27 protein-coding genes and 1 pseudogene are annotated in these 26,192 nt (G+C 46.2%); 12 read left to right on the top strand and 16 right to left on the bottom strand.

The genetic code is table 11. From position 1 onward, the window contains the following. Positions 1-14: 14 nt before the first annotated feature. Both AC4E8B_RS23810 and AC4E8B_RS23805 read right to left on the bottom strand, forming a co-directional pair. Entirely contained in the window at positions 15-260 is a 246-nt protein-coding gene (locus tag AC4E8B_RS23810; RefSeq protein ID WP_490216030.1) for a spore gernimation protein GerQ, read from the bottom strand. A gap of 174 nt (positions 261-434) precedes the next feature. Beyond that, entirely contained in the window at positions 435-983 is a 549-nt protein-coding gene (locus AC4E8B_RS23805) for an MEDS domain-containing protein (RefSeq protein WP_490216029.1), read from the bottom strand. A 203-nt stretch (positions 984-1,186) separates the two neighbouring features. Between AC4E8B_RS23805 and AC4E8B_RS23800 the strand changes: the two genes are divergently transcribed. Further along, positions 1,187-1,783 carry a cupin domain-containing protein gene (locus AC4E8B_RS23800; RefSeq protein WP_490216028.1) on the top strand — a complete coding sequence of 199 codons (597 nt, stop codon included), beginning with the start codon at positions 1,187-1,189 and terminating at the stop codon, positions 1,781-1,783. A gap of 301 nt (positions 1,784-2,084) precedes the next feature. On the opposite strand, the gene AC4E8B_RS23795 is transcribed toward AC4E8B_RS23800, so the two are convergent. After that, entirely contained in the window at positions 2,085-2,954 is an 870-nt protein-coding gene (locus AC4E8B_RS23795) for an SDR family oxidoreductase (protein ID WP_490216027.1), read from the bottom strand. Positions 2,955-3,240: 286 nt separating this feature from the next. Here AC4E8B_RS23795 and AC4E8B_RS23790 point away from each other — a divergent pair, with 286 nt between their 5' ends. From AC4E8B_RS23790 to AC4E8B_RS23780, 3 genes are all read left to right on the top strand, one after another. Further along, entirely contained in the window at positions 3,241-3,720 is a 480-nt protein-coding gene (locus AC4E8B_RS23790; protein ID WP_490216026.1) for a DUF2975 domain-containing protein, read from the top strand. 9 nt (positions 3,721-3,729) lie between these two features. Next, a complete protein-coding gene (locus AC4E8B_RS23785; protein WP_490216025.1) occupies positions 3,730-3,954 on the top strand; it encodes a helix-turn-helix domain-containing protein in 225 nt (74 codons plus the stop codon). A gap of 102 nt (positions 3,955-4,056) precedes the next feature. Next, positions 4,057-4,821 carry a DUF817 domain-containing protein gene (locus AC4E8B_RS23780; protein ID WP_490219872.1) on the top strand — a complete coding sequence of 255 codons (765 nt, stop codon included), beginning with the start codon at positions 4,057-4,059 and terminating at the stop codon, positions 4,819-4,821. Positions 4,822-4,862: 41 nt separating this feature from the next. Here AC4E8B_RS23780 and hpaB read toward each other — a convergent pair. From hpaB to AC4E8B_RS23760, 4 genes and pseudogenes are all read right to left on the bottom strand, one after another. Beyond that, positions 4,863-6,307, bottom strand: a pseudogene (gene hpaB / locus AC4E8B_RS23775) (4-hydroxyphenylacetate 3-monooxygenase, oxygenase component). Between the two features lie 363 nt (positions 6,308-6,670). Continuing rightward, positions 6,671-7,570: a phosphotransferase enzyme family protein gene (locus AC4E8B_RS23770; protein WP_490216024.1), complete on the bottom strand. Its 900-nt coding sequence runs from the start codon at positions 7,568-7,570 to the stop codon at positions 6,671-6,673. Between the two features lie 203 nt (positions 7,571-7,773). Beyond that, positions 7,774-8,076 carry an ArsR/SmtB family transcription factor gene (locus tag AC4E8B_RS23765; RefSeq protein ID WP_257992806.1) on the bottom strand — a complete coding sequence of 101 codons (303 nt, stop codon included), beginning with the start codon at positions 8,074-8,076 and terminating at the stop codon, positions 7,774-7,776. A 45-nt stretch (positions 8,077-8,121) separates the two neighbouring features. After that, positions 8,122-8,889, bottom strand: a complete 768-nt coding sequence (locus AC4E8B_RS23760; protein WP_490216022.1) for an SDR family NAD(P)-dependent oxidoreductase — start codon at positions 8,887-8,889, stop codon at positions 8,122-8,124. A gap of 197 nt (positions 8,890-9,086) precedes the next feature. Here AC4E8B_RS23760 and AC4E8B_RS23755 point away from each other — a divergent pair, with 197 nt between their 5' ends. The 6 genes from AC4E8B_RS23755 (at position 9,087) to AC4E8B_RS23730 (ending at position 13,623) form a co-directional block, all read left to right on the top strand. Then, complete coding sequence (locus tag AC4E8B_RS23755) at positions 9,087-9,341, top strand: hypothetical protein (RefSeq protein WP_490216020.1); 255 nt, start codon at positions 9,087-9,089, stop codon at positions 9,339-9,341. 38 nt (positions 9,342-9,379) lie between these two features. Beyond that, positions 9,380-9,685 (top strand): hypothetical protein, encoded by a 306-nt coding sequence (locus tag AC4E8B_RS23750; protein WP_490216018.1) that lies wholly within the window; start codon positions 9,380-9,382, stop codon positions 9,683-9,685. Positions 9,686-10,183: 498 nt separating this feature from the next. Next, positions 10,184-11,296, top strand: coding sequence for a metallophosphoesterase (locus tag AC4E8B_RS23745; RefSeq protein WP_490216017.1), 1,113 nt, complete (start codon positions 10,184-10,186; stop codon positions 11,294-11,296). A gap of 46 nt (positions 11,297-11,342) precedes the next feature. Continuing rightward, the gene (locus AC4E8B_RS23740) at positions 11,343-11,657 is read left to right on the top strand and encodes a putative quinol monooxygenase (protein ID WP_490216015.1); all 315 of its coding nucleotides are present in this window, start codon (positions 11,343-11,345) and stop codon (positions 11,655-11,657) included. A 140-nt stretch (positions 11,658-11,797) separates the two neighbouring features. Continuing rightward, complete coding sequence (locus tag AC4E8B_RS23735) at positions 11,798-12,403, top strand: TetR/AcrR family transcriptional regulator (protein ID WP_490216014.1); 606 nt, start codon at positions 11,798-11,800, stop codon at positions 12,401-12,403. Between the two features lie 20 nt (positions 12,404-12,423). After that, positions 12,424-13,623, top strand: coding sequence for an MFS transporter (locus tag AC4E8B_RS23730; protein ID WP_490216012.1), 1,200 nt, complete (start codon positions 12,424-12,426; stop codon positions 13,621-13,623). A 100-nt stretch (positions 13,624-13,723) separates the two neighbouring features. Here the strand turns inward: AC4E8B_RS23730 and ahpF are convergent, their stop codons facing one another. From ahpF to AC4E8B_RS23705, 5 genes are all read right to left on the bottom strand, one after another. Then, positions 13,724-15,253, bottom strand: coding sequence for an alkyl hydroperoxide reductase subunit F (gene ahpF, locus AC4E8B_RS23725; protein WP_490216010.1), 1,530 nt, complete (start codon positions 15,251-15,253; stop codon positions 13,724-13,726). A gap of 13 nt (positions 15,254-15,266) precedes the next feature. Beyond that, complete coding sequence (ahpC, locus tag AC4E8B_RS23720) at positions 15,267-15,830, bottom strand: alkyl hydroperoxide reductase subunit C (protein WP_129613196.1); 564 nt, start codon at positions 15,828-15,830, stop codon at positions 15,267-15,269. A gap of 443 nt (positions 15,831-16,273) precedes the next feature. Beyond that, positions 16,274-17,680: a PTS transporter subunit EIIC gene (locus AC4E8B_RS23715; protein ID WP_490216009.1), complete on the bottom strand. Its 1,407-nt coding sequence runs from the start codon at positions 17,678-17,680 to the stop codon at positions 16,274-16,276. A 24-nt stretch (positions 17,681-17,704) separates the two neighbouring features. Continuing rightward, entirely contained in the window at positions 17,705-18,430 is a 726-nt protein-coding gene (gene chbG / locus AC4E8B_RS23710; protein WP_490216008.1) for a chitin disaccharide deacetylase, read from the bottom strand. A gap of 44 nt (positions 18,431-18,474) precedes the next feature. Continuing rightward, positions 18,475-19,800, bottom strand: a complete 1,326-nt coding sequence (locus AC4E8B_RS23705) for a 6-phospho-alpha-glucosidase (RefSeq protein WP_490216007.1) — start codon at positions 19,798-19,800, stop codon at positions 18,475-18,477. 196 nt (positions 19,801-19,996) lie between these two features. On the opposite strand from AC4E8B_RS23705, the gene AC4E8B_RS23700 reads away from it, so the two are divergent. Together AC4E8B_RS23700 and AC4E8B_RS23695 are read left to right on the top strand one after the other, a co-directional pair. Further along, a complete protein-coding gene (locus AC4E8B_RS23700; RefSeq protein ID WP_490216005.1) occupies positions 19,997-20,701 on the top strand; it encodes a GntR family transcriptional regulator in 705 nt (234 codons plus the stop codon). Positions 20,702-20,845: 144 nt separating this feature from the next. Beyond that, on the top strand, positions 20,846-21,454 hold the full coding sequence (locus AC4E8B_RS23695; protein ID WP_490216003.1) for a LysE/ArgO family amino acid transporter: 609 nt from the start codon (positions 20,846-20,848) through the stop codon (positions 21,452-21,454). 108 nt (positions 21,455-21,562) lie between these two features. On the opposite strand, the gene AC4E8B_RS23690 is transcribed toward AC4E8B_RS23695, so the two are convergent. The 4 genes from AC4E8B_RS23690 to AC4E8B_RS23675 form a co-directional block, all read right to left on the bottom strand. Further along, the gene (locus tag AC4E8B_RS23690; protein ID WP_490216002.1) at positions 21,563-23,509 is read right to left on the bottom strand and encodes an FtsX-like permease family protein; all 1,947 of its coding nucleotides are present in this window, start codon (positions 23,507-23,509) and stop codon (positions 21,563-21,565) included. Continuing rightward, positions 23,499-24,260, bottom strand: a complete 762-nt coding sequence (locus AC4E8B_RS23685) for an ABC transporter ATP-binding protein (protein ID WP_490216001.1) — start codon at positions 24,258-24,260, stop codon at positions 23,499-23,501. Before AC4E8B_RS23685 ends, AC4E8B_RS23690 begins: the two co-directional genes overlap by 11 nt. A gap of 101 nt (positions 24,261-24,361) precedes the next feature. Continuing rightward, positions 24,362-25,366 (bottom strand): sensor histidine kinase, encoded by a 1,005-nt coding sequence (locus AC4E8B_RS23680; RefSeq protein WP_490215999.1) that lies wholly within the window; start codon positions 25,364-25,366, stop codon positions 24,362-24,364. Further along, positions 25,363-26,052 carry a response regulator transcription factor gene (locus AC4E8B_RS23675; RefSeq protein ID WP_490219870.1) on the bottom strand — a complete coding sequence of 230 codons (690 nt, stop codon included), beginning with the start codon at positions 26,050-26,052 and terminating at the stop codon, positions 25,363-25,365. Before AC4E8B_RS23675 ends, AC4E8B_RS23680 begins: the two co-directional genes overlap by 4 nt. Positions 26,053-26,192: the final 140 nt, after the last annotated feature.

Genomic DNA, 26,192 nt, shown 5'->3' with positions numbered 1-26,192 from the left:
GAGCTTACCTCCTTTCAATTAATGATGGGCGTTGGACGGCTTTCCGGGACGGGAGCACTAAAAGGAACCCGTTCGTAGATGGCCTGCAGTTCAGAAAGATCCTTTTTGGATTGTTCCAGATCTTTTTGCATAAGGGCCTTTAAGTCTTCATCAAAAACAAGCCCCTGCATCAGCTTGGATTTTGCGACACAGAGCGTTTTGAAGTTGACGATTTCATGTAAATCCAGTGATTCATGGGGAGCCAGATGCTTCGTATCCATAGATGTTCATCCTCCTTTTTGCATATACGCGGATTATTTTTCCCCGGAAACAATTATTTACGCTGGCGGTTTTTGTAAGCTGAGAGGTTTGCAGGGGGATTTTATAGAAAAATGGCCAGTTCTTCAGCAAAAATAAAAAAGCTTCCGGGTTGACCGGAAGCCATCTATTTATTCTTATTGTTCGCGCAGCAGATAGTTGTGGCATGAGAGGAGCCCTGCCTTAAATTCCTGGCTTGCCCTCTCTGAGTCATAGGCACAAACCGATAAAATTCTGTTGTCAAACACAATTGTATCCGCTTCTTCTTCGGAAGCCAGCAATTTGCCCTTGACTCCCTCTTCGCTCCGCCACTCTATATGTGCCCAGCTGCGGACCACTGAATTCTCTTCTGAATAATCGTCCATTAACTTTGGAAGAAAGTCGAAAATTGAATTAACCCGGAAATCTCCCTTTGCATAATAAAAATCAAAGTTGTTTATAAACGCTACTTTCTGCAGATCACGGTCTTCCAAACTTTCACAAAGTGAGTTTCTAATCTTTTTAATCCAACGATCGTTTTCTATAATAACGACATATTCATTCAATTTAAGTCCGGTGATGACAAAATCTTTTACATTCGACAGGTACCGATCATGATCCTCAAAAAAGTATAAAACATATCCCTTGGCAAGGCTTCGAAGATCGTGTATTTCTTTCACTTCCGTACTTTCCAATTTGCACCTCATTGAGTATAGACATATAACGCCTTCCGTTCAGCTTAACATACTTTATAGGGGAAGTATGCTATTCGTTAAAATTAGACATGTTATGCCCTGAATTTTCACACTTTTCATAAATAAGGAGAAGGATCAGAAACATGGAAGCGGATGGCATTCACCCAGCCCGATGCATAAGATAATCCGAATAGATGTGAAGGGATTGAGAGAGAATGCATGATTACCGAATGTATCCATATCCGTTTATAATGCCGGCAGCTGCCGGCTTTCAGCCGGTTTCCGGGCGCTATCCTTTGGAAGGGAACTATGCCGGGAGCTATTATCCCGTTTCTTATGGGGAACACCGGGTGCCGCTAAAGGATTATGGTCCCAGCCCATTTGTCGTTAATATCAATGAAGCGACAAAACAAAATAAAGCGTTCCGTACAGCTCTCTGGACAGGAAAGCATCTGCAGCTGACGCTGATGAGTTTGAAGCCTGGTGAGGACATTGGGCTCGAGAGGCATAATAACCTCGACCAGTTCCTGCGTATTGAAAAGGGGCAGGGTATCGTCCAGATGGGGAAGAGCAAGAATAATCTGGACTTTAGAAGGAATGTCTATGATGATTCAGCCATATTCATTCCTGCCGGCACATGGCATAATCTCACGAACACAGGCAATACATCACTGAAGCTGTACTCAATCTATGCGCCCCCAAACCATCCCTTTGGCACAATCCATCAAACAAAAGCAGCCGCAGAAGCTGCCGAACAAAGCCATGGATATCGCTCCAAACATGCGGGGTATCCTTATGGATGGGGTTATTAAGCAGAAAAAGATAGTGTAAAAAGGGGCTGCCGGGTGGGCAGCTTTCTTTTTAATATATTTTGGTTAAATATGGGTATTAGCTTGAGGCCCACAGGATGTGGGTCATGCGGATGTTGCCACAGGACGTGGCGTTCTTAGTCCGCGTTCCTTTAATGAGCAAGCGCCCTCCGCATTTCTATTTGTCTAGCTGCGGGCGCTAGCCCCTCGAGTCATAAGCCACTTTAGGATTGAAGGCAAAGAACGCCTTCTATCCTAAAGCGTCTTATGCTTGTCGGGGCTGAGCAAGCGCCCTCCGCATTTCTTAGTAAGGGGTACCCCCATTAATATGCAGCACCTGTCCTGTTACATATGAAGATTCATCAGATGCAAAGTACACATAGCCTGGCGCAAGTTCGCTCGGCTGGCCCGGGCGTCCCATCGGCGTTTGGAATTCTCCCTCGCTGCCGAAACCGTCTACCTGCTCTTTTGTAAAAGAGGCGGGGATGAGCGGTGTCCAGATTGGGCCTGGCGCCACGGCATTCACCCGGATTCCCTGCTCGACAAGAGACCCTGACAGGGAGCGTGTGAAGGCAAGGATTGCCCCTTTTGTTGAAGAATAGTCGATCAGCTTCGGTGCTCCCTGGAAGGCTGTGATAGAAGTGGTGTTGATGATAGAGCTTCCAGGCTTCATATGGTCGAGTGCAGCTTTTGTCAGATGGAACATGCTGAATATATTGGTGCGGAAAGTCCGTTCCAGCTGCTCTGTTGTAATTTCCTTGATGGATGGCTGGGTATGCTGCTCACCGGCATTGTTGACAAGGATGTCCAGCTTGCCAAATTCGGACACAACTTTTTCAACAGCTTCCTTGCAAAAAGCTTCTTCACCGATATCGCCGGCGATCAGCAGGCAGCGGCGGCCTTCCTGTTCCACGTACTTTTTGGTTTCACCGGCATCGTCATGCTCATCGAGATAGGAAATGGCTACATCAGCGCCTTCCTTCGCAAAAGCTACAGCCACAGCACGGCCAATTCCGCTGTCGCCGCCAGTGATCAGCGCAGTTTTGCCAGACAGCCTTTCACCTTTTCCTGCTAGATTCTGCGTGAAGTCCGGGCGTGGTTCCATTTCGTTTTCGAATCCTGGCTGGCGATCCTGCATCTGGCCAGGAATCTGTTTTGGCATGTCTTTTCCCATTGATTAATCAATCCTTTCTTTCATAATTGATTGTTTGTGATTACTATCACTTAAGCCTATATAGATTTCTTACCCTTGAGGTTGGATTTAAAACAGGATTGTCCGGTGTGGATGTGTATGACTTTCCATAACGGATATTCATGCCAAGGGGAGGTGATTAAAGCCTGCAGAAATCGGGGAGTTAAATTATTAACCAACAAAAAAATAATTAAAATCATTAACTTTTTATTGATATTCAATAAAAAATATCTTAAAATCAATCTAACTTAACTGTGAGGTGTTCAAAATGAAAAGAGAAACTCTCTTTTTGAAAATCGCTGTCTTTCTTATTGGCGCACCGATTCTTGCTTTATGTATCTTCGGGCTGCCTTCTTTGGCCATTAATGCATCCAAAAGCGGGTTAGAGTGGGCAAACCTGCTGTATGGCATCCTGGCCATTATGTATGTATCGGCGATTCCGTTTTTCGCTGCCTTGTATCAGGCCATTAAACTTTTAAATTATATTGACCATAACAACGCATTCTCAGAACGAGCTGTAAAGGCTTTAAAGACGATAAGAAACTGTGCCGTTGGTATTATGCTGCTATATACAGCAGGCATGCCGCTCTTCTACTTTGCGGCAGAGATCGACGATGCCCCTGGCATTATCCTGATTGGGATGGTCATCATTTTTGGTTCCATTGTGATTGCCGTTTTTGCCGCTGTCCTCCAAAAGCTGCTGAAGAATGCGATCGATATTAAGTCAGAAAATGATCTGACGGTCTGAGGTGAGAACATGGCAATTATCATTAATATAGACGTCATGCTGGCGAAAAGGAAAATGAGCGTTACCGAGCTATCAGAGAGGGTAGGCATCACCATGGCCAATCTTTCCATACTGAAAAATGGAAAAGCAAAAGCAGTCCGGCTGACGACTTTAGAAGCTATCTGCAAGGCGCTGGACTGCCAGCCCGGAGATATTCTGGAGTATAAAAAAGATGATGAAGAGCCGGAACGCTGAATGAATTAAGGCTTTGCCGGGTCAATCTGCGTAATCGGGAGGTTTCTTATGAGTATAGCCATACAGAATGATTCGAAAAAGAGAACATTACGGATGCAGATGATGGGAGGGGGCCGGCAGCTTTGCATTTTTGGATGGGAACAGGCATTGTCCTGTCTATTTCCTGTCGTCATCTTTGCTTCATTGGCTTTGACAAAAATCATCCCGCTTCCGTTCCTGCCGCGGTATGACTGGCTGCTCCTCATCTGTCTCGTGATGCAATGGGGGATGGTGCGTTCCGGGCTGGAGACACGCGATGAATTAAAGGTCATCACCCTTTTTCACCTGATTGGCCTCGCGCTTGAGCTGTTCAAGGTTCATATGGGCTCCTGGTCTTATCCGGAAGAAGGTTACTTCAAGGTTGGAGGTGTGCCATTATACAGCGGATTTATGTACGCCAGTGTAGCCAGCTATCTTTGCCAGGCATGGAGGAGGCTGAGGGTCGAACTGGTTGAATGGCCGCCGTTTTGGCTGGTTGTCCCTCTGGCCGCGGCCATTTACCTGAATTTTTTCACCCACCACTACTGGATAGATATTCGCTGGGTGCTGTCAGGGCTGGTGATTATCGTCTTTTGGCGCTCCTGGGTCATATATGAAGTCGGAGGAATCAAGTACCGCATGCCGATTGCCCTGTCATTCGTGCTCATCGGATTTTTCATCTGGATAGCGGAAAACATCGCCACCTTTTTCGGGGCGTGGGAATATCCAAATCAGGCGGATGCCTGGAGCCTTGTCCACCTCGGAAAGGTGAGCTCCTGGCTGTTATTGGTGATCGTCAGCTTCCTGATTGTTGCAACATTGAAATTGGTCAAGGGAAAGTCCCATTAAAAAAAGCCGTATCCTTTTGCAGGGATGCGGCTTTATCTATACTAATCTGATTTTCTCTTATGAAGGAAGTCGCTGATTTTCCGGACAAAATCTTCCTTCGGATAGGTATGATATAAAGTGCTGGCCAGCCGGATCGGATCGCCGGAAAAATATCTTTCATAATGAGTCTGCCTTGTGCCGTATGGGCTCATCGTCAAATCCCAGGCCAGCCGAAAGAGGTGGACCCGATTCTTTGCATCCATTGCTTCTGCTTGAAGATATTGATCAAGGTCCGCTCGTATGCCGGATTCAAAATCCTTCTCGGTCGGCAGTGAAGTCATGCCGCTTGCACCGATGACCTGGATGATTTCGCAAAAGCGGGGATACAGATCCGGGAAAAGATTGCTCGCGATCTGCAGCGGGACGAGGCTCGGACGCATGCAGCCAAACTCATCAAGGGCAGCATCATTTTCAGACTTCTCGAGCAGTGCTTTCATTGTTTCAAGCCCGATGATGATCTCGGAGATCTTGGCTTGTATATGCTGGTACTCGCTGATATTGATTCCCTTTACAATAGATTCGGCAATGCCAAGAATGAATTCTGTTTTTACAATCTGCCTGGTTTTGCCTGGTGATAGGCAAAAGGATGAAAGCTGCTCTTATTTTTGAACGCAAGGGCTGCTTCGCCATTGTCATAAAGGAATACCCGCTCCCAGGGGACCAGTACATCATCGAACACCACAATAGCATCCATTTCATCGTAATGAGAGCTGAGGGGATAATCAAAGGCAGAGCCATTGCCTGTAAAAGAGCTCCTGCAGATAAATCTCAGCCCATCTGTGTTGGAGGGGATGGAAAAAGCAAACGCTTCTTCCGTGTCAAACCTGCCGGGCGAGCTGAGGACCAGCAGTTCATCGGTCAATCCTCCCTGCGTCGCCAAAAGGCGGGCGCCCTTGATCATCAGGCCTTTATGGTTTTTCTCGATTATTCTCGCTGAGACAGGGGTGTCAGAGCCAAGATAGAAAGCTGAGCGGTTGACCTGCGGAGTAATGAGTGTGTGGGTGAAAGAAAGGTCTTGATCTGCGGCACGGTCATAAAGGGAGCGGACATGATCAGAAAAACAGTTTTCCCTGCCCTCCAGGATGGAGGCAGAAGCTGCCAGGCTCATGACCGCCGTATTCATATAGTCCGGGCTTCTGCCCATCATGCCATGAGTGGCCCTCGCCCAATGCTCAGTCATTCTCCTTCTTTTCAGCAAATCCTCTTTTGTCTGCGGCTTTAAATACGACAAGCCTGCATGTTCATTTGTCCCGGGCATGCGAAAAGTCATCTCGTCCTTCAAATGGCCGTCGCATTGCATATCATAGAGCGAGGCCTTTGCCGCCACAATTCCTTCAAATGCAGGGTGCTCAGAAATCTTCCCCATGACCCTCTCTCCGTCCAGCCACACCTCATTTTCCATCCGGTCCAATCGTTCAATGAATTCCTTCCCATTCCGAATCCCCATTGTCCCAATCCCCTTTACATATTTGGCCGATATATCGTCCTTCTAAGTTATTATCACTGTATTTTCCGGCTAGCCTGTTCGTTACAGGGGGAAAAGCCTTGTTTTTGAATAGGCTGCTGGTTTTGCTGGCAGATTGAGAGCATAGATTAATCCATTGGCAGTTAATACGGTTAATTGAAGCTTTTTTTCTATTAATTCAGCAGTTTATTTAATCACTCCAGGGTTTTCGCCCAATGTAAAAAACCAGCAGTTCAAGTCGAGCTGCTGGCTTAGAAATTTCACTTTTTCCCTGCATGAGTATAATGTGTTAGTCATTCTCCCGGCAGCTGAAGTAAGCTTCTAGATCACTTCAAGGTCAGAAGATTATAGATATTCCACGAAGACTGTAATCCCCGCGAAAGGTTCCCGGCTCTTGATCTTCCGCTCCAGATCCTGCAGCGTATATACCTGCCAATCTTCTAAATAGGCTTTATCCCATTCTCGGTCAAACAACTGATATAAGAAAACCTCCCTTAACTTTAAAAAAATCGGAATCTGGGCAATCGTGTCGGGATGCAGATCTGTTACAGACTGATATCCGCTAAAAACATGATGCATAAACCGATATGAGAAAGCCTCTGCTTCTCCAATGAATGAATCCTGCTGCCAGTAGGCGTGGTAGAACAACACGGCCAGATCCTGCGCAAACCAATTAAAGGCGCATTCATCAAAATCGATGACCGTGATTTCTCCATTTTCCCGAACGACAAAATTCCCTTGATGGAAGTCGTTGTGAATGAGCCCAAAGGTGTCCCGGGCTGGCTTGTATGTCTGCAGGCCATCCATAAGCCGGTCATATTCTTCCCTTAGCCAGTCAGCCAGACCATCTCTGATACCAAACACATCCGGATTCTCATTCGACCAAACAGGCCGCCTATTATCCTCAATCTGATAGTTTTTTGATAAAGCATGCATCCTTCCCAATATCCGCCCAAACTGTTCAAAATTCTTTTCGTTCCAATGAGCGGGAAGGGTCACATCAACCGGGTTCCCACGGACATATTCGAAGTGCGCCTTTACCAGTCCGCCATCCAGTTCGATTTTCTTGGCCGGTTGCGATAAAGGAATTCCGTTTTTATGTAAAAAATCCATCCATTGAAGTTCCTGCCGTACTTCTTCCGCTGATTTGTGATTACCGGATATTCTTATGATTCTATTATTCTTTTTATCGTAAAATACTTCATTATGAAAACCGCCGCTAAGGCGTACGTATCCCTCTGTCATTCGCAACCTCTCCCTAAGAAACTGATCTTATAAACAGTATAAGCCGATTGCAGACGGAGGGGAATGACTATTGGGTTAATTTGTAAAATCCAGGGTAGCTTCTATAAGAAGAGAGGAAAAAAATAAGATTCCCCTGGGCTGCAGAAGAATCTAATAAAAAATATATTTGTATTTCCCTTGGCTTCAAACTGCACACAGTCTAATCACAAACACTCCGACTCAACGATATGGATCAGGTCCTTCAGCATCTCAACTGATTGGTCGAGTGTAAGGGAATAGTAACGCTGCGTGCCGCGCTGTTCCATTGCAACCAGCTTCTGGTCCCGAAGAATTTTTAAATGATGGGAAATTGCCGGCCTGGATAAGGCAGACTGATCCGCTATTTCATTTACGCTTAAGCTTTCATGATCGGCCAAGAGTAAAATGATATCCTGTCTTGCGGGATCGCTTAATGCCGTGAAAAGCGGTATGCATGAACGGAATACTTCAATTGCCTGCTGTCCCATCGAACAAACTCCTTTAGCCCTTTTTCTCCCATAATTAAAGCTTATTTAGGCTTCTTTTGCAACATATTTGGCGATCTTGGCTGCTGCACTTCTTGGAAGGAATTTTGCAGCATAGGCCCCAAGCTTATTCGAACTTCCAGTAATGACGACACGCTTACCAGCCATGAGGGCACGGTATCCCTGCTGTGCAACCTCGCCTGAATCCATGGCTCCGCTGAACATTTTGGTTTTCTCCACTTTTGCAACAGAGGCAAAATTGGTCTTAGTGGCTCCCGGACATAGGGTAGTGACAGTTACATTCGTATTGGCCAGCTCTTCCGCCAAAGCTTCTGAAAAAGATAACACATAAGCTTTTGTCGCATAATAAACGGCCATTAAAGGACCGGGCTGGAAGGCAGCCGTACTTGCGACGTTCAAGATTCTTGCCTTGTGGGGACGATTCTTCAGAGCAGGAAGAAAATGATAGGTCAGCTCTGTAAGGGCAGAGACATTTAAATGAATCATTTCCGCCTGCTTTTGAATATCCAGCTCATCAAAATGCCCCATGAGCCCGAAGCCTGCATTATTCACCAGCACATCAAGGGATATTCCCGCCGCTGTAACTTCCTCATAAACCTCTTTTGCCGCCCCAGCTATGCTCAAATCCTTGCTGATGGTTAAGACGGATCGGTCCGGGAATGCGCTTTTGATTTCTTCCAGCTTTGTTGTATTCCTGGCCACCAGAACCAAATCATATCCGTCTGCAGCAAACAATTTTACAAAGTCATACCCCAAACCGCTGGTTGCTCCTGTAATCAAGACAGTTTTTTTCATCTTAAGACCTCCATGTTTTTCATACAAATGTTTATAGGCTTAAATGTTTAAGTGTTTAAACGTATAGTACAACAAAAGATCCTCTTTGGCAAACACTTTAATCATCAAAGAATCTGGAAAGAGAAAGAAGGAAGCGGCCCAGCTATGGAGAATCTATCTGAAAGAGCCATTTCAGCACTAAGGAATAGAGGGATACGGTGACTATTGATAAAAGAAACCGGCTGGAAGAAATTCCATTCAGCTATCGTGTTAATAAAGAGAATACAGTTTTCCTGGAGTATCACGGAAAGCAAGTGAAGATTTTAAAAGGAAAAGAGGCTGAGAAGTTTTTGAAGAAAATGAATGTAGCCGCTAATGAACAAGAATCACAATTGATCATGGCAAAGGCTACGGGCAATTTCAAGAGAGGAAATGAAGGGGATCAGGTTTTGAAGCTAAAGGGGAAGCAGTAGTCGATTAAAAAAACAAAGCTTCAAATAAGGAGGGCAATATGCTGGCGCTATCCTTGTTTTTAATGGCTTTAGGGCTTGTTATTATGGGGGTTGGAATTTATATCAGGAGGAAGGGGAAAACAGCATTCATCGCAGGGAACAATGAAGTATTTGTACCGAAAAATGAGAAAGTGCTGGCAGGACGGATCGGCGCTGCTGTTCAATTGTTTGGGATTGAGACAGTCCTTTTTCCGCTGCTCTATCAACTGATTGAAGGGTTGAAAGGCTGGCATTTTGCCATATTGGCTGTTGTTCATTTGTTGGCTGTGCTGGTTTTTATGGTGATGGATCAGGTGGAGAGATAAGAAAAGTCAAAGAGGGTATAGCTCTGAGAACTAAGACCTTCTAAACGCCAAAAACAGAAACAGAGGGTGCTAGTCGGAGAGACTAAGACCCTCTAAACGCCAAAAACAGAAACAGAGGGTGTTAGTCAGGGGGACTAAGACCCTCTGAACGCCAAAAATAGAAACAGAGGGTGCTAGTCAGGGGGACTAAGACCCTCTGAACGCCAAAAACAGAAACAGAGGGTGCTAGTCAGGGGGACTAAGACCCTTTAAACGCCAAAAACAAAAACAGAGGGTGCTAGTCGGAGGAACTAAGACCCTCTAAACGCCAAAAACAGAAACAGAGGGTGCTAGTCAATAAAACTAAGACCCTCTAAATCCCCAAAACCCAAACACCGAACACAGGGTGTCTGCTGCCCCCTCTAACGGCCTATAATTATGCTTATTATGAAGGATTTCCTTTCTTAGAAACGAATCTTTTTATTATCATTAAAAACAGCAGACAGAAGGAGAACGCCAGTGGACAAGATACAAGAAATGCACATACCAAAGAATGCCAGGGTAATCGTCACTTCGGATATCCATGGAGAAATCGGCCTCTTTAAAGAACTCCTGAAAAAAGTCAGCTTTAGCAATGAGGATTACCTGATCATTAACGGTGATATCTGTGAGAAAGGCAGCAACAGCAAGGAGGCTGTCGCATACATAATGGAGCTTGCAATGCTCAATCCCCTGGTGCAGGTAATTGAGGGGAATTGCGAGGCACTGGTTGGGGAGCTGCTGGCAGAAAATCCTTTGCTTATCAAATATTTAATGACAAGGCGCTATTGCCTTTTCAATGAATGGCTAACAGACGCAGGGTTCCCGCTGAATGAACAGTCAAGCATCCGTGAGGTAAAAGAAATCTTGATAGAGCATTTTTCACAGGAAATTGAATGGCTTTCCAGCTTGCCGACTGCGATAGAGACAGATGATTATATCTTTGTTCACGCAGGGCTGGAGGATTTGCCGGATTGGAGGGAGACAAACAGGGACAAGGCTATTTCAATTCCATCTTTCCTGGAAAAATCCCATCAGGCTGACAAGTTTGTAGTCGTCGGCCATTGGCCTGTCGTGAATTATTCGAAAGATATTCCAAATGATAACCCGATCATCGACCGGGAGAAAAAAATTATCAGCATTGATGGCGGGAACAGGGTGAAGGACAAAGGGCAACTGAATGCCCTGGTCATTCAGAGGACCTTTGAAGACGATCTGTTTTCTTATACTTATGTCGATGATTCCCCGGCTTGCCGGGCCGTTAAGGATTCCGCTGAAGCTTTTGATATGAAGGGGGCTATTCTCTACCCCGATTATGATATTGTCCCTTTAGAAGAAGATGAACATTTTACCGTGTGCAGGCAGCCGGGGAAGGACGAGCTGCTTTATGTTAAGAATGAATACATCTTACAAGATGAGGCTGGGTGTTATAAGGTGAAATCTGATGTTTCCTGCTCCCTTATAAACGTGAGTGCAGGAGAGGCAGTGTCGGTTCTGGATGACAGCTGCTCAGGCTATGCACTGATCAAAAAAGACGGAAAGACCGGGTGGGTGAGGAAAGAGATTCTGCCTGCTGTTTTGCTTGGAGATTGAAGGGTTGGGGCATCCTTATAGCAGTAAAATAAGAGGAGGACTTTGAGTGGATAAATTCAGTCTGTTCGGCAAGTTTACAATAAAAGAAGGAGAGCGGGATAATATGGTCAGCATCCTTCTCGAAGCAGCAGAATCTATGAAGGAAATGGATGAATGCGAAATCTATCTTGTTCATACATCAGCAGGCGAGCCAGATGCCGTCTTTGTTTACGAGGTGTGGAGCGATGAGGCTGCCCATCAAAACTCTTTGTCTCTTGAAGCAACCCAGACCTTAATCAAGCGCGCCAAGCCTATCATCGCCGGGATGGAGCGGATCAGCACCATGGAAGCCAAGGGCGGGAAGGTAGTTTACGGCTCTTAATATTGAACAGAAGATTTAAGCTGCCAATACAGGCGGCTTTTCTTTTTTCAGAAGGAGGAGTTCACTCAAATCAGGAAGTTGACTTTCCGCCAATTTCAGTGTTAAATAAGACTAACGAACGTTAGGAAGGTGAGGCGGCTGTGGCAGTTGAGCTGACCAGCGAAAGAATTAAGATGACTGCTCTCAAGCATTTTGCCCAATTTGGCTATGAAGGTGCATCAATGGCAAATATTGCAGAGGAAGTCGGCATTAAGAAGCAGTCCATTTATACACATTTCAAAGGGAAAGATGAGCTGCTGCTGAAAGTTTCTGATGATGTGCTGGCAGACGAACTGAAGTTTTTGGATGACTATGCGGAAACCCACAAGGAGAGCCGGCTGGAGGATTTCCTTTATGGTTTTCTTTTAAAATACCGCGACCGCTATGGGAAAGATGACTTTACGAAGTTTTTATTACGGATGCTGTTTTTCCAGCCTGCCCATCTGTCAAAAGAGGCGGAGGAATTTGGCCGGAAGTATGTCGATCATTTGGAGGAAATCCTAATCCTTGCTGCCGGGAAGGGAAAAGCGGACGGCCGGATTGACAGTGGTGTGGGAGCGAGAACGGCCGCAGCAGCCTATATGGGTGTGCTGGATGGCTTGTTTTTTGAACTGTTGACAGGTGATGCATCCAGGGTCCAGGAGAAGCTTGAATTTTCCTGGCATGTCTATTGGAGAGGGGTATCCAGTGATCCCGTCAGGACATGATACTTACAGGAGGAAGAGGTATGAAAAGAAATAATATTGCTTTGGCTATTCTGCTTATGAATTTGCTGATTGCCTTTTTAGGGATTGGCCTTGTGATTCCTGTTACACCTGCCATTATGAATGAATTGAATATTTCGGGGACGGTTGTCGGCTATATGGTCGCTGCCTTTGCCGGCGCCCAGCTGATTATGTCGCCCATTGCGGGAAGATGGGCAGACCAGTTCGGCAGGAAGCGGATGATTGTGATCGGCCTGTTCATTTTCAGTGCCTCTGAGCTGCTGTTCGCATTGGGACAGTCGGTTGCCCCTTTGTTTGTCTCCCGCATCCTCGGAGGGGTGAGCGCGGCGTTTATCATGCCTGCGGTCACAGCGTTCATCGCCGATATTACGACTATCAAGTCCAGGCCAAAGGCACTTGGCTATATGTCTGCAGCCATCTCGACAGGATTCATCATCGGCCCGGCCATCGGCGGATTTCTAGCTGAAATCGACACAAGGCTGCCATTCTTTTTTGCGGCAGCTTTTGCATTAGGCGCGGCGATCTTATCCTTAATTACGCTGAAAGAGCCAGAGCGGAATCCGGAAAACGGGGAAACAGAGAAAGCCGGGGCGCAGAGAGCAGGCTTCAAGCGGGTTTTCGCACCAATCTATTTCATCCCTTTTGTGATCATTCTTATCTCTGCCTTCGGCCTGGCGTCCTTTGAGTCGCTGTTCTCGCTGTTTTCAGACCACAAATTCGGGTTTTCGCCGAAGGATATTGCGATCATGATTACAGGGGGAGCGATTCTTGGCGCCATCGTCCAGATTGTGTTTTTTAACCAGCTTACGATATGGCTCGGTGAAATCCGCCTGATCCGCTATTGTCTGATCTTTTCTGCTTTACTCGTATTTATGATGACGATGGTGAACTCTTATGCGGCCATCATGATGGTCACGATGACAGTTTTCGTCGGCTTTGACTTGATCAGGCCGGCTGCCACTACCTATTTATCGAAAATCGCAGGTAATGAACAGGGCTTTGTCGGCGGCATGAACTCGATGTTCACAAGCGTTGGCAATGTATTGGGTCCCATCATCGGCGGCATGCTGTTTGATGTGGATTATGATTATCCATTTTACTTTGCTGCCCTGATGATCGTCCTTTCGGTTGGCCTTTCGTACCTTTGGGCTGAACCAGGGAAAAGGAAGAAGAAAGTGGCAGGGAAGCTGTCTGCCGGGTGATGGAGTGGATAAGCTGATTGGTTTAATGCCGGTCAGCTTTTTTCATTGGGCTCAACGTAAAAAAAAGCCGCTCTGCTGTAACAGCAAAGCGGCTTTCGTTTTAGTGGCGGATCAGATAATCAAACGCGCCGAGGGAAGCAGTCGCGCCGGATCCCATAGAGATGATGATTTGCTTATAGGCGCTGTCAGTGCAGTCGCCGGCCGCAAATACACCAGGGAGGCTGGTCGCGCCATGCTTGTCCACGATGATTTCGCCGAAGCGTGTACGCTCGATCTCGTCACCGAGCCAGTCCGTGTTCGGTATCAGGCCGATCTGGACGAAGACGCCCTGAAGCTCGACGTGATGCTCTTCTCCTGTTTCGCGGTCAACATAGGAAATGCCGTTCACTTTATCAGTACCGGTGATTTCCTTTGTCTGGACGTTCTTCAGGACTGTTACGTTAGGCAGGCTGTACAGGCGGTCCTGGAGGACAGCATCGGCCTTCAGCTCAGGATTGAATTCAAGTACGGTTACGTGCTTGACAATGCCGGCAAGGTCGATTGCCGCTTCAATTCCGGAGTTTCCGCCGCCGATGACGGCAACATCTTTTCCTTCAAAGAGCGGGCCGTCGCAGTGAGGGCAGTACGCTACACCTTTGTTTTTGAACTCGGCTTCGCCAGGAACGCCGACATTGCGCCAGCGTGCACCTGTTGAAAGGATGACGCTCTTGCTTTTCAGCACTGCGCCGTTCTCAAGTTCAAGCTCGATCAGGTCTTTCTTTTCCAGGCTCTTTGCGCGCTGGAGATTCATGACATCAATGTCGTACTCTTTCACATGCTCCTCAAGGCTTGCAACGAGCTTAGGGCCTTCCGTGTGCTTGACGCTGATGAAGTTCTCGATGCCAAGAGTATCCATGACCTGGCCGCCAAAGCGCTCGGCTACAATGCCGGTGCGGATGCCTTTACGTGCCGCATAGATCGCAGCACTCGCACCGGCAGGGCCGCCGCCGACAACAAGGACATCGTAAGGATCTTTATCAGACAGCTCGGAGGCATCCGGGCCGCTGCCCATTTTGCCAAGAATCTCTTCCAGGCTCATGCGGCCGCTGCCGAAGGATTCGCCGTTCAGGAAGACGGTCGGAACAGCCATGATGTCCCTGCTTTCGACTTCTTCCTTGAAAGCGGCGCCGTCAATCATCGTATGCGTGATGTTTGGATTGAGAACGCTCATCAGATTGAGTGCCTGTACCACATCAGGGCAGTTATGGCAGCTCAGGCTGATATATGATTCAAAGCGATATTCGCCTTTGATGTTTTTGATCTGGTCAATAACCTTCTGGTCGGCTTTAGGTGCCCTTCCGCTGACCTGCAGCAATGCAAGCACCAGGGAAGTGAATTCATGTCCTAGAGGGATACCGGCAAAAGTTACTCCTGTATCTTCACCGATCCGATTCACACTAAAGCTTGGTGTCCTATGCAATTCTGCTTTTTCCACCTTAATGCTGGATGACATGGAGGCCAATTCGTCTACCAGTGCCAGCATATCGCGGGAGACGTCGTCAGAGCCTGCGCTGACCTTAAGCAGGACCTCGCCTTCCATTAATTGAAGATATTGAGCTAACTGTGCTTTTATATCTGCATCTAGTGCCATTTAAATTCTCTCCTTAGATTTTTCCTACAAGGTCAAGGCTTGGCTTAAGTGTTTCTCCGCCTTCCTGCCATTTAGCAGGGCAGACTTCGCCTGGATTGTTGCGTACATATTGGGCAGCCTTGATCTTGTTCACGATTGTGCTTGCGTCACGGCCGATGCCGCCTGCATTGATTTCTACTGTCTGGATGATGCCGTCTGGATCGATGATGAAAGTACCGCGGTCTGCAAGGCCTTCCTCTTCGTCAAGAACGTCGAAGTTGCGAGTGATTTTCTGTGATGGGTCGCCGATCATCACATACTCGATCTTGCCGATTGCTTCTGAGTGGTCATGCCAAGCTTTATGTGTAAAGTGAGTGTCTGTAGAAACAGAGTAAACCTCTACTCCAAGATCTTTCAGAGTTGCATATTCGTTTTGAAGGTCTTCAAGCTCAGTCGGGCATACGAAAGTGAAATCTGCAGGGTAGAAGCAGACAACGCTCCACTTTCCTTTGAAGTTTTCTTCCGTTACATCGATGAAATCACCGTTAAAGAACGCTTTTGCTGAGAATGGCAGTACTTCTTTTCCAATTAAAGACATTTGAAAATCCTCCTAAATATTTTTTTTTAGAAAATAATAGTATGCCCATAGGACGTCACTATTACTTATCTATAATTATTATAATCAGATATAAATTATTATATATTGAGGTGGGGTTTGTCAAGCGATAGGCGTGGCCAAAGCTGTTTTAAAATAGCTTCCGCCCTAGGGGAATCCCTAGTGAGGCTAATTTAATTTCTTTTGTCCCGGTCAGCAGGTGATTTTCAATTAATCAGCGTTACCTTAGTAATGTTGATAATTTGGGCCGGGGGGTCAGGTCCCTTGGCCCGGGGAGAAAGGCAGTTGGGAAGACAGAATTTCTTTCATAGGGTATTCCTCTTTCAACACATTTGCCTGGGGGATGATTACTTGTATGTGATCTTTACCTACAATGCACCTCTCTAATAAACAACACCCCCTAAATGAACAGGGGGTGTGAAGTATTAATTTTCCTCTTCTAAAAACTTATCCATTTCATTTTTAATAGTTGTAGCTTGGGAGCCGATGACAATCTGGACACTCCGGTTATCTACTTTGATGACTCCGTGGGCACCTGTTTGTTTAATTTTTTCGACATTGACCTTGTTTACATCCTTCAACTCTAAACGAAGGCGTGTCATGCAATGATCATTGGAAATAACATTTTCCTTTCCGCCGATGTTTTCTAGTATTTTTTTCGCCATGTATTCAAGATTAGAATGGGATAAAATCAATTCTTTCTCTTCTTTTGTCGCCGCAGCTTCAAATGCTACATCTTCTTCACGGCCCATAAGAGGAATGTTCTTCTTTACGATCAGGGTATAAAAAGTGAAGTAATACAGGGCGAAGAATGCGAGCCCAACAGGTATGAAGAGAAGTCCTTTATCTGATAAGCTTAAGTTTAATATGAAGTCGATTACACCTGCTCCCCAGGAAAAACCAAGTCTGATATGGAGGAGGTAAAGAATGGCGCCTGCCAAACCTGTGAATATAGAATGAATGAAGTACAGCAGTGGTGAAGTAAATAGGAATGTAAACTCAATTGGTTCTGTAATCCCTGTTATAAACGAAGTAGCTGCTCCTGAAGTCATGAGGGTTTTGGTTTCCTGTTTCCGCTTTTTAGCTGCCCGTGTAATGGCCAATGCAATGGCAGGAATACCGAACATCATGGTCACAAAAAATCCTCCGATGAAATAGCCGGCAGATGGATCACCGCTTAAAAAGCGAGTGATTTCACCGTGGACAACTTCTCCTGAAGGTGTTTCATAATCACCAAGACCAAAGTAGACATACGTATTCAGGACATGGTGCAGGCCAAACGGCAGGAGAAATCGGTTCAGGAAACCAAAGAGGAATACACCGAAAGCTCCCATACCTACCAGGGCTTTACTAAATGAATCAATTCCCATTTGGGCATAAGGCCAGATTATTGACATGAGACCTGCTATTGGAATCATTGTAAAAATAATTACGGTAATGGGAAACTTCTCGCCGCTAAAAAAAGCAAACATATTCGGCAGCTTTGTATCTTTAAATTTATTATAAATAAATGCAGCAACCAGCCCCGCCATGACCCCGCCGAACACACTCATGTTTAGATCCGGATCCATGATTTTCAAACCTTCTTTAAGAACATTGATGGCCAAAAACCCAGTTAGTGCAGGTATTCCTTTATCTTTGGTCTTGGCGAGGCCCATTGCGATACCGATTGCAATAAGCGCATCCATTTGTGCCAAAATGACCCCTGCAGCCTGGAACAATGGAATATTCAATAAGTCTGGTGCTGTTAAACGCAATAGCAATCCTGCAATCGGTAGAGCAACAATTGGAATCAGCAGTGACTTCCCCAGCTTTTGCAAAAAACTTCTCATGAATATTTCTCCCCCTTTGTGTTCTTACAAGTCTTTAAATGTAGCTAATTTGATTTCTGAATGTGAAGTGATCAACTCCTTGATGGCAGGATGGGTCAGGAACTCCACTTCGTCTATTCTGGGATAAGTAAAAGAAGAGGTGGACATCAGCTTTTTGTCTAAGTATGCTGGATGGCACATCACTTCAGCGGAGCTGCCAGATTCGAACAAGTCTTGAAGAGATTTTTCATTTTTTAAAGCGGTTTCAATTAAGTAAGAAAAAGAATCGGTTGTTTTCAAACCGATAGGAACATCCATATTCTTTCTAACAGGTAAACCGTATTCTTTCGCCAGTTGTATAAAAACTTTAGGAAATTCTCCAAATGAATTGATATGATGATGGCTGTCTAAATGAGTCGGTGTCAGTCCAAAGGATAGGGAAGCTTCGATTTGGGCTTTCCATTCTGCATACACTTCTTCATAATCAATCGTAAATGCGCCTTTGTAAAAAGCTAATGACCTGAAGTTTCCATGGACATCAACAATGGTCCGATGGGTTGTTAACAATGGCCGGTCGCATGTCATTACAAGATGTACGCCAACCCCAAGCCCTGGGTTTTCTTTTGCCAGTTCAGCGGCATGCTCAGCCCCGGGCATATTGGACATAAATGTAGTGGATGTCAGAACTCCTTCTTGATGGCAGTCAATGATGGCATGATTCACGCCTCTTGAATAGCCGAAATCATCTGCATTGATAATCAATTTTTTCATCGTAATGCCTCCTTTTTAAAAGCCTGCTGTCCATATTAATAGTGCTATTTCAAAGTCGGCCAGTAAGGTTTGTTGACTTCTATCATATCTTCCAAAATGGCCTTTGCTTTTACCGGCGAAATGACTGTCCGGTTCAACGTTAATGCCTGCACTAATTTCTGGTAGCTTTTTTCAAAAAAAGCTTCTGAAACAAGTTTTTCATATGCGTACTGGCCTTCTATCAATCCCTTGTAAAATACCGGGATTTCTCCAATCGCAAATGGCTTCGGGCCATTCGCGGTCAATAAAGCCGGCACCTCTATCATTGCATCATTGGGGAGGTTAGAAATGATTCCATTGTTCTCTACAATCACAATATAGCGTTCATTCAAGTTGTAAGCTATTGACGCTGCTGCTTTTACCATAAAGACACCATGGATATCGACATGAAGGTCTGAACCTTCAGCACTTCCTTTTTCAATAATCTCATCACATAGTGTATGCACACGCTTCTGTCGGCCTTCAATTACTTGTCTTGCCCTCGTCCGTTCCGGATCCTCTTTTTCTACCATCTTGTCTGGATACAAATAGTATTGAAGATACGTATTCGGAAGAAATTCCGGGAAATCCTTCAGCATTTCTCTCGCCTGCTCAAACGTTTTTTGCCAAGAAACATCATTCGCAATTTCCTGATCTTCCGGAACAAATCCATCATTGATGATCCTGGATTTAAGAAGTTCTGTATGATCATTTCCTTGTTTATCATAAATTTTCGTAAACCATCCGAAGTGATTTAATCCGAAATATTCCGGCACTATCTCCCAAACATCCAGCCCAAGTATCTTGGCGTAGCTGATCATAATGGCAATGGGCATATCACAGATGTTCATTAGTCTCTTTTCATCAGGGAATGCTTCCTTCAATGCCACCGCTACTATGGCAGCAGGATTGGTATAATTCAAGATCCAAGCATGAGGAGCATGGGTACGTACACTTTTGACCAGTTGAATCATATCTCTGATGGAACGCAAGCCATAAGCCATCCCTCCAGGTCCGCAGGTTTCCTGTCCTACAACCCCGTGTAAAAGCGAAATTTTTTCATCCTGTTCTCGCATTACCAACCCGCCGGTGCGAATTTGCACGAATACAAAGTCTGCATTTTGGAACGCTTCTTGTTCATTAGTGGTATACGTAAAAGATTCCAGCTCCGGATAGCGTTCCTTCATCAGAATCTCTGTTGCTTTGGCATTTCTCTCTTGGCGTTTTTCATCAATATCGTAGAAAACGAGTTCTTTTAATGGGAAATTGGCTTTTTCGTTAATCAAACTCATCATCATCCCCATTGTATAAGTGCTTCCACTTCCGGCTATGACTACTCGTTGCGTTTGCATTGCATGCAGTGCTCCTTTCCCTGTTGTTCATTTATTAATACAAATATAATACTAATTTAAAATATATTCAACACAATTTTATAATATTCTTATATTTCAATCTCTTTATCCTCTTAATTTAGATGAAAAATAAGCTGTGTTGTTTTATATTTGTATTAGACATATTTATAGCTAGTTAGACGGAAAAGGAGAGAATATGAATAATCCTTTATATAAACAAGTAGCGAATCAAATTAAAAAACAAATTTTATCGGAAAACCTGGATAAAGATGATGCGATCCCTTCAGAACAAAAATTAGCGGAAGCTTTTGAAGTGAGCAGAGTGACCATTCGACAAGCAATAAAGCTGCTGGTGGATGAAGGGATTCTCTATAAAATCCGTGGAAGCGGAACGTACGTCAAACAGCCGAAGATCGAACATGATATTTACCGCCTTCAGGGATTTACTGAAGAAATGAAAGGGTTAAACCATATTCCCTCCAATGAAGTGCTTGAATTCTCTATGCAAGTCCCAAAAGCAGAAATAAGAAATAAGTTAAAAATACTGGAGGAAGAGAAAGTATTTTTTATTAGAAGATTAAGAAGTGTGGATGGAGAACCGCTGATTTTGGAAGAAACCTATATGCCAGTTTCCCTCTTTCCGGACCTATCTGTAGAGGTCATGACCCGTTCAAAGTATGATTACATCGAGGGGAAAGGGTATCTCATAAAGGAAAGCCAAGGTGAAATCTCTCCTCATAGCCCAAATAAGGATTTAAGGGAGATTCTCCACATGAAAGACCATTCCTGTCTAAAGATGAATGTAGGAGCCTATCTAGAGGATGGAACTCCATTCGAATATACAGAACTTTACTTTAGAAGTGAGAAGTATACCTTTAAATTTACATCTCGGAGATTTTAAAATTGTATAACGCTACATAGGCGCTGTACAGGTTCAAAATTAAAGTATAAATAGAATTTAAATAAAGATCAGTACAAGTTAATGCTATGACAAATTGGCTTGAAACTTCCTCTTTCTTAATAGCAAAGCAAAGGAGGAAATGAATTGGAAGTGCTTCTTCACGGAATCATTCTCGCCTTCGGCCTGATCCTTCCGCTTGGCGTTCAGAATGTGTTTATCTTTAATCAGGGTGCTGTACATAAAAGATTTACAGGGGCGCTGCCGGCGGTGGTGACAGCCGGGATATGTGATACTATTCTGATCACACTGGCTGTTGCCGGTGTATCAATCATCGTTTTCAGCTTTGAATGGCTGCGGCTCCTGCTGTTTGTAGCAGGAGCCCTTTTTCTTGCCTATATGGGCTGGCAGATGTGGAAAAGCAGGCCGGAGCCTGCTGCAGGAGAGGGGGAGGGAAGATTCACGGCAATGCGCCAGATTGCCTTCGCCGCTTCAGTCTCCTTATTGAATCCCCATGCCATCATGGACACGATCGGTGTGATTGGAACCAGTTCTCTGGCATATGAGGGCTATGAGAAAGTGCTGTTTTCCGCGGGCTGCATCGGCGTCTCATGGATCTGGTTTCTGGGTCTGGCCTTCGCAGGCAGAATGCTCGGCCAAATCGATGAAAACGGGAAAATCCTCTATTTGATGAACAAAATCTCCGCGCTCATCATCTGGGCAATGGCGATTTACATGGTCAGGCAGCTGTTTTGAGCCGGGGGGTCTGTCCCCCTGGCTCACTTTGGTCGGGCAGCGGTTTTGAGCCGGAGGGTCTGACCCCCTGGCCCGCCGGCTCCCTGGCCCGCCGGCCCCCTGGCTCGCTTATAGCGCATCCTTTACGACCTTTTTGGAGTACAGGACAGATAGTACGCCAAAGATGGAGTAGAGGATGGTGTATAGGATCATGACGCTGATCATGGGTGTCCATACTTCGGCCCCGAACATGAACCAGCCGGACTGGACGGCGAAGTAGCTGTGGACAAGGCCGATCGCAAGCGGGATCCCGAAGCTGAACAGCTGCTTGGCCTGGAGGCCCTTCATGAGATCTCCTGTGGTGAATCCCAGCTTGCGGAGGATCGTGAAGTTCGGCTTTTCGTCCTCGCTTTCGCCCATCTGCTTGAAATAGAGGATGCAGCCGGAAGTGACAAGGAAGGAAAGTCCAAGGAAGCCGACGATGAACATTATGAGTCCCATATTGCTTTTCTGGCTTAGCATTACATCGAGCTGGGAATCATTTTCCCCGCTTTTGCCGAGCTCCAGCGTATGGAAGGCCGCATTGGCTTCATTGATAAGATTCTGGTCTTTGATATCAATGCCGATATACACATCATGCTTATCCTGCAGCCCGGGTTCCATCTCTGCCTTCAGCTGCTCATACACAGCATCATCCACAACCGCTGTCTGCAGGCCGCCTTTCGTATAATAAAGAGGGAGAAGATAGTCTTTTTCCAGTCCGATGTACTGAAGCGGGATACCATTTTCCTGGGTAAGAAGCTCAACCTTTCCCGAATCCTTCAAGGGCATGAACCTTTGAAGAACGTCGCTGTAGCCTGTAAAAATGACCTCATTTTCATTAAGGTCCCATTTCCCCGCCGAGCTCTCACTGATGACCGGCAAGTCCATCTTATCGGTATCAAAATTCATTTCCTCCAGCTTTTTCCCTTGGATATCTTTAACATCGATAGAGGCTGTGACTACTTCAATCCGTTTTTCCTTGTACTCGATATTTTTAGAATCAAGCTCCTGCTTGAACTGTTCAGCACTATCCTTGACGGTGAAGGAAAAATCATTCGGCACATTGTCCCGCGCCATTTTTTCAGCCGAATAATAAGAGATATAGCTGAGTGACAGCAATCCGATCGCCAGCGCAGAAACCGTGGTAATGATCGTCAGCAGCAGCGCATTCGATTTCATCCGGAACATGATGGATGAAAGAGACAGCACTTCTTTTACATTCAAATATCCGTCCTTTTTCCTCCGGATCAGGTAGATGATGAAGCTGACCGAGCCTTTATAGAAGAAATAGGTGCCGAGAATGACGGATCCGAGGATGAAAATCATTGCCCCGAACAGCGCTGGCATTGAGGTGAAGTCTCCTTCGAACAGGATGCCTGATACATAATAGCCGGAGGCAATCAGGATGATGCCAAGGATGCCGATGATGATATTAAATACAGACATCTTCCTGACCTTCTCTTCAGCGGACGACTGCACCCTGAAGAGAGACAGGATGCTCTGCCCTTTAATGAACAGATAGTTCACCAGCATGATCAGCAGGTAGATGGCAGTGAAGACGATGATGGTCTGCACGAGGGCCTTATTTGAAAAATAAAGCTCAGCGACATCATCGACACCCGTAATCTTGAACAGGATCATCATCATCAGCTTGGAAACCAGGAACCCGGCCAGCATGCCGATGAGGAGGGAGCCGTAATAGAGCAGGAAGTTCTCTGCCGTCAGGATGCGGAAAATCCGGCTTTTTGTCATGCCGATCAGCTGAAATAAGCCGATTTCCCGGCTGCGCCTTTTTGTAAAAAGGCTGTTGGCGTACACAAGAAAGACTGCCACAATGGCCACAAGAAGAACAGAGGCTGCTTTCATCCCGGCGCCTCCCTTGATGGAGCCTTTGACCTCATCCATCGCCGGGTCATACTGCAGGGTGACAAACGCGAAATACAAAGCTGCGCTGAATACGAGGGCAAAGATGTACAGATAATAGTTTTTCACATTCTTTTTGAGATTCTTCCAAATCAGACTATTAACGCTCATCCTGCACACCGCCCAGCACAGCCTGCGTTTTCATGATGTCCTTGAAAAAAGCCTGCCTTGTCTGTTCTCCTTTGTTGAGCTGCGTGTAGATCTGCCCATCTTTGATGAAAATCACGCGGCTGCAGTAGCTCGCCGCTGCCGGATCATGGGTGACCATGACGATCGTCGCCCTGCGGCTTTCGTTCAGTCCACCAAGCTTGTTCAGAAGGTCTGCGGCTGACTTTGAATCAAGGGCGCCTGTCGGCTCATCGGCAAAGATGATGCTCGGCTCATGGATGAAAGCCCGGGCTGCCGAGGTGCGCTGCTTCTGCCCGCCAGAGATCTCATTCGGATATTTATCCTTCAGCTCCAGGATGCCGAGCTCTTCGGCGATAGCGTTGAAGCGGCTGTCGGCCTCCTTTTTCGCCACCTTTGAAATCGACAGCGGCAGCAGGATATTTTCCTTTACCGTCAGTGTGTCCAGGAGATTATAATCCTGGAAAATAAAGCCGAGATAGTTCTTCCTGAATTCGGCCAGCTTCTTTTCCTTCAGGATGGTCATTTCTTTGTCCTCGATCCGGATCGTTCCGCCTGTTGCTTTATCGATCGATGATAAAACATTCAGCAAGGTCGTTTTTCCCGAACCGGAAGCCCCCATGATGCCGACGAACTCGCCTTCGTGTATTGCCAGGTCGATGCCCTTCAGCACCTCCTGCCGGTTCAGCTTCGTTCCGTAGCTTTTATGGAGCTTGATTGCTTCTAGAATCGCCATATAGGCTTCCTCCTCTAATCTTGATACTCTCATTATAAAAAGAACCCTGATGGAAATCCTTTCAGCAGACGAACAAAAAGGAAAAGCATGTGACAATCGTGTCACATGCTGATCACTTGGGAAAAATCATTTTTCTTTGGAAAAGAAAGGGTAAAACAAGTACCTTCCCCAAGGGTGGATTGGACCTCAATCTCAATAAGAAGCGGAGCGGCCGCCTTTTTTGAAAGATACAGTCCCATCCCTGTTGCTGCATGGTCTTCATGCTTGAGTGTGGACGTAAAGCCTTTATCAAAGATGCGGGGCAGGTCCCTCGGGTCGATGCCGCGTCCGAAATCGCGGATTTCAAGCCTGGTCTGCCCGTTCTGTTTCCAGCTTTTGATTTTAATATCGCCAGAATCGCTGTATTTAATGCTGTTCGTCATAATCTGCCTGATGATGAAAGCCAGCCATTTGCCGTCTGTCAGCACCTCTGTCTCCCCAAGGCTGATATCAAAGCCGATCCCTTTCTGGATGCACCAGGCTTTCATCGTCAATAGCTCGTGGTGGATGATTTCCTCCAGGTCGGCTTTCTGGATATACAGGTCATTCTCGATGAACGGGATCCGCTTCTGGTGAAGCTGCTGGTCGAGGAGCAGGTGGATGCGGAGCCACTCATAGGTAAGATTCGATTTGAGCGGACCATCTTCAAGTCTTTCAATCATCAGATGCAGGGCGGTCAGCGGTGTTTTCACTTCATGGATCCAGGCAAGCAGCTGGTCCTTTTCTGTCTCGAGGGAAAGATGAAGCTCCTGGGCCTCCTTTTTCAGGAGTGCTGACTGCTCGGAAACCGCTTCTTCCACAATCTTTTCAAAGGGGCTGGAGGGGGCGGGGATGCTGCCTGGATCCAGGTCGCCTAATCGTTCTTCCAGATTTTTATAAAAGGAAGCCTCCCGCTGATAGCGGACTGCCAGGAAAATCAGGAATGAGATGAAGGACAGTCCGGCAAAATACAGGATGCTATCCAGCGGGATGGCAGAATCGACGAAAGAAATGAAAATCAGCAAAGCATGCGCAAACAGGAAGTACAGGATCCAGCTGAGGCGCTCTCTTAAAAAACGGAGTTTCATTGGCTCTGCTCCTCCACCGCCATATAGCCCATCCCGACCTTCGTTTCAATATAGCGGCCAAGCCCAAGCTCTTCCAGCCTTTTACGCAGGCGGTTGACGTTCACGGTCAGTGTATTGTCGCTGATGAAGCGCTTATCGTCCCAAAGGCTGCTGATCAGCTGGTCACGCGTTACAATCTTGTTTTTCTGCTCAATCAGCTGCTTCAAGATAAACATCTCATTTTTGGTCAGCTCCACACGCCCGGATTCATTCTCTACAATGCTCCGGTCAAAGTCGATGCTTGCGCCGCACCACGTCTTCAGCTTCACTTCATCCGTACTGTAGCTGTAGACGCGCCGCAGGATCGCCTGGATTTTGGCGATCAGCACATCAAAATGGAACGGCTTTTGCACAAAATCATCCGCCCCAAGCTGCATCGACATCACCATATCTGTCGGATGGTCACGCGACGACAAAAAGATGATCGGCACATTCGAGCCCGACCGGATCATCCGGCACCAATGAAAGCCATCAAACCGCGGCAGCTGTATATCAATGATCACCAGATCAGGTCTGATTACCGCAAACTCCTCCATCACCAGGCTGAAATCCTGGATTCCGTGCACCTCATACGACCACTGTTCCAGCCGTTCCTCCATCTCCTGAAAAAGAGACCGGTCATCCTCAATCAGCAAAATCTTAAACACAACCATCACCACACGTTTCTAATCAATTACCTCAAGTGTAAGGAAATAATGGGAAATGAGCAAGTAGGCCAGGGTGCCTGTCCCCTTGGTTCTTTCCCTTGGTTCTTGGAGAGCCAGGGGGACAGGTCCCTTGGCTCAAT

This window comes from Bacillus sp. SRL543 (assembly GCF_984799205.1).
This window is presented reverse-complemented; position numbering and strand designations above follow the sequence as displayed.

Bases quoted from the DNA above. Each gene is read 5' to 3' on its own strand.
- AC4E8B_RS23770 (WP_490216024.1), bottom strand. From the start codon at position 7,570: ATGACAGAGGGATACGTACGCCTTAGCGGCGGTTTTCATAATGAAGTA.
- AC4E8B_RS23690 (WP_490216002.1), bottom strand. From the start codon at position 23,509: ATGAGCGTTAATAGTCTGATTTGGAAGAATCTCAAAAAGAATGTGAAA.
- AC4E8B_RS23730 (WP_490216012.1), top strand. From the start codon at position 12,424: ATGAAAAGAAATAATATTGCTTTGGCTATTCTGCTTATGAATTTGCTG.
- AC4E8B_RS23680 (WP_490215999.1), bottom strand. From the start codon at position 25,366: ATGAAACTCCGTTTTTTAAGAGAGCGCCTCAGCTGGATCCTGTACTTC.
- AC4E8B_RS23785 (WP_490216025.1), top strand. From the start codon at position 3,730: ATGGCAATTATCATTAATATAGACGTCATGCTGGCGAAAAGGAAAATG.
- AC4E8B_RS23760 (WP_490216022.1), bottom strand. From the start codon at position 8,889: ATGAAAAAAACTGTCTTGATTACAGGAGCAACCAGCGGTTTGGGGTAT.
- AC4E8B_RS23805 (WP_490216029.1), bottom strand. From the start codon at position 983: ATGAGGTGCAAATTGGAAAGTACGGAAGTGAAAGAAATACACGATCTT.
- AC4E8B_RS23685 (WP_490216001.1), bottom strand. From the start codon at position 24,260: ATGGCGATTCTAGAAGCAATCAAGCTCCATAAAAGCTACGGAACGAAG.
- AC4E8B_RS23795 (WP_490216027.1), bottom strand. From the start codon at position 2,954: ATGGGAAAAGACATGCCAAAACAGATTCCTGGCCAGATGCAGGATCGC.
- chbG (WP_490216008.1), bottom strand. From the start codon at position 18,430: ATGAAAAAATTGATTATCAATGCAGATGATTTCGGCTATTCAAGAGGC.
- ahpC (WP_129613196.1), bottom strand. From the start codon at position 15,830: ATGTCTTTAATTGGAAAAGAAGTACTGCCATTCTCAGCAAAAGCGTTC.
- AC4E8B_RS23810 (WP_490216030.1), bottom strand. From the start codon at position 260: ATGGATACGAAGCATCTGGCTCCCCATGAATCACTGGATTTACATGAA.
- AC4E8B_RS23705 (WP_490216007.1), bottom strand. From the start codon at position 19,800: ATGCAAACGCAACGAGTAGTCATAGCCGGAAGTGGAAGCACTTATACA.
- AC4E8B_RS23765 (WP_257992806.1), bottom strand. From the start codon at position 8,076: ATGGGACAGCAGGCAATTGAAGTATTCCGTTCATGCATACCGCTTTTC.
- AC4E8B_RS23700 (WP_490216005.1), top strand. From the start codon at position 19,997: ATGAATAATCCTTTATATAAACAAGTAGCGAATCAAATTAAAAAACAA.
- ahpF (WP_490216010.1), bottom strand. From the start codon at position 15,253: ATGGCACTAGATGCAGATATAAAAGCACAGTTAGCTCAATATCTTCAA.
- AC4E8B_RS23800 (WP_490216028.1), top strand. From the start codon at position 1,187: ATGCATGATTACCGAATGTATCCATATCCGTTTATAATGCCGGCAGCT.
- AC4E8B_RS23750 (WP_490216018.1), top strand. From the start codon at position 9,380: ATGCTGGCGCTATCCTTGTTTTTAATGGCTTTAGGGCTTGTTATTATG.
- AC4E8B_RS23790 (WP_490216026.1), top strand. From the start codon at position 3,241: ATGAAAAGAGAAACTCTCTTTTTGAAAATCGCTGTCTTTCTTATTGGC.
- AC4E8B_RS23715 (WP_490216009.1), bottom strand. From the start codon at position 17,680: ATGAGAAGTTTTTTGCAAAAGCTGGGGAAGTCACTGCTGATTCCAATT.
- AC4E8B_RS23780 (WP_490219872.1), top strand. From the start codon at position 4,057: ATGGGAGGGGGCCGGCAGCTTTGCATTTTTGGATGGGAACAGGCATTG.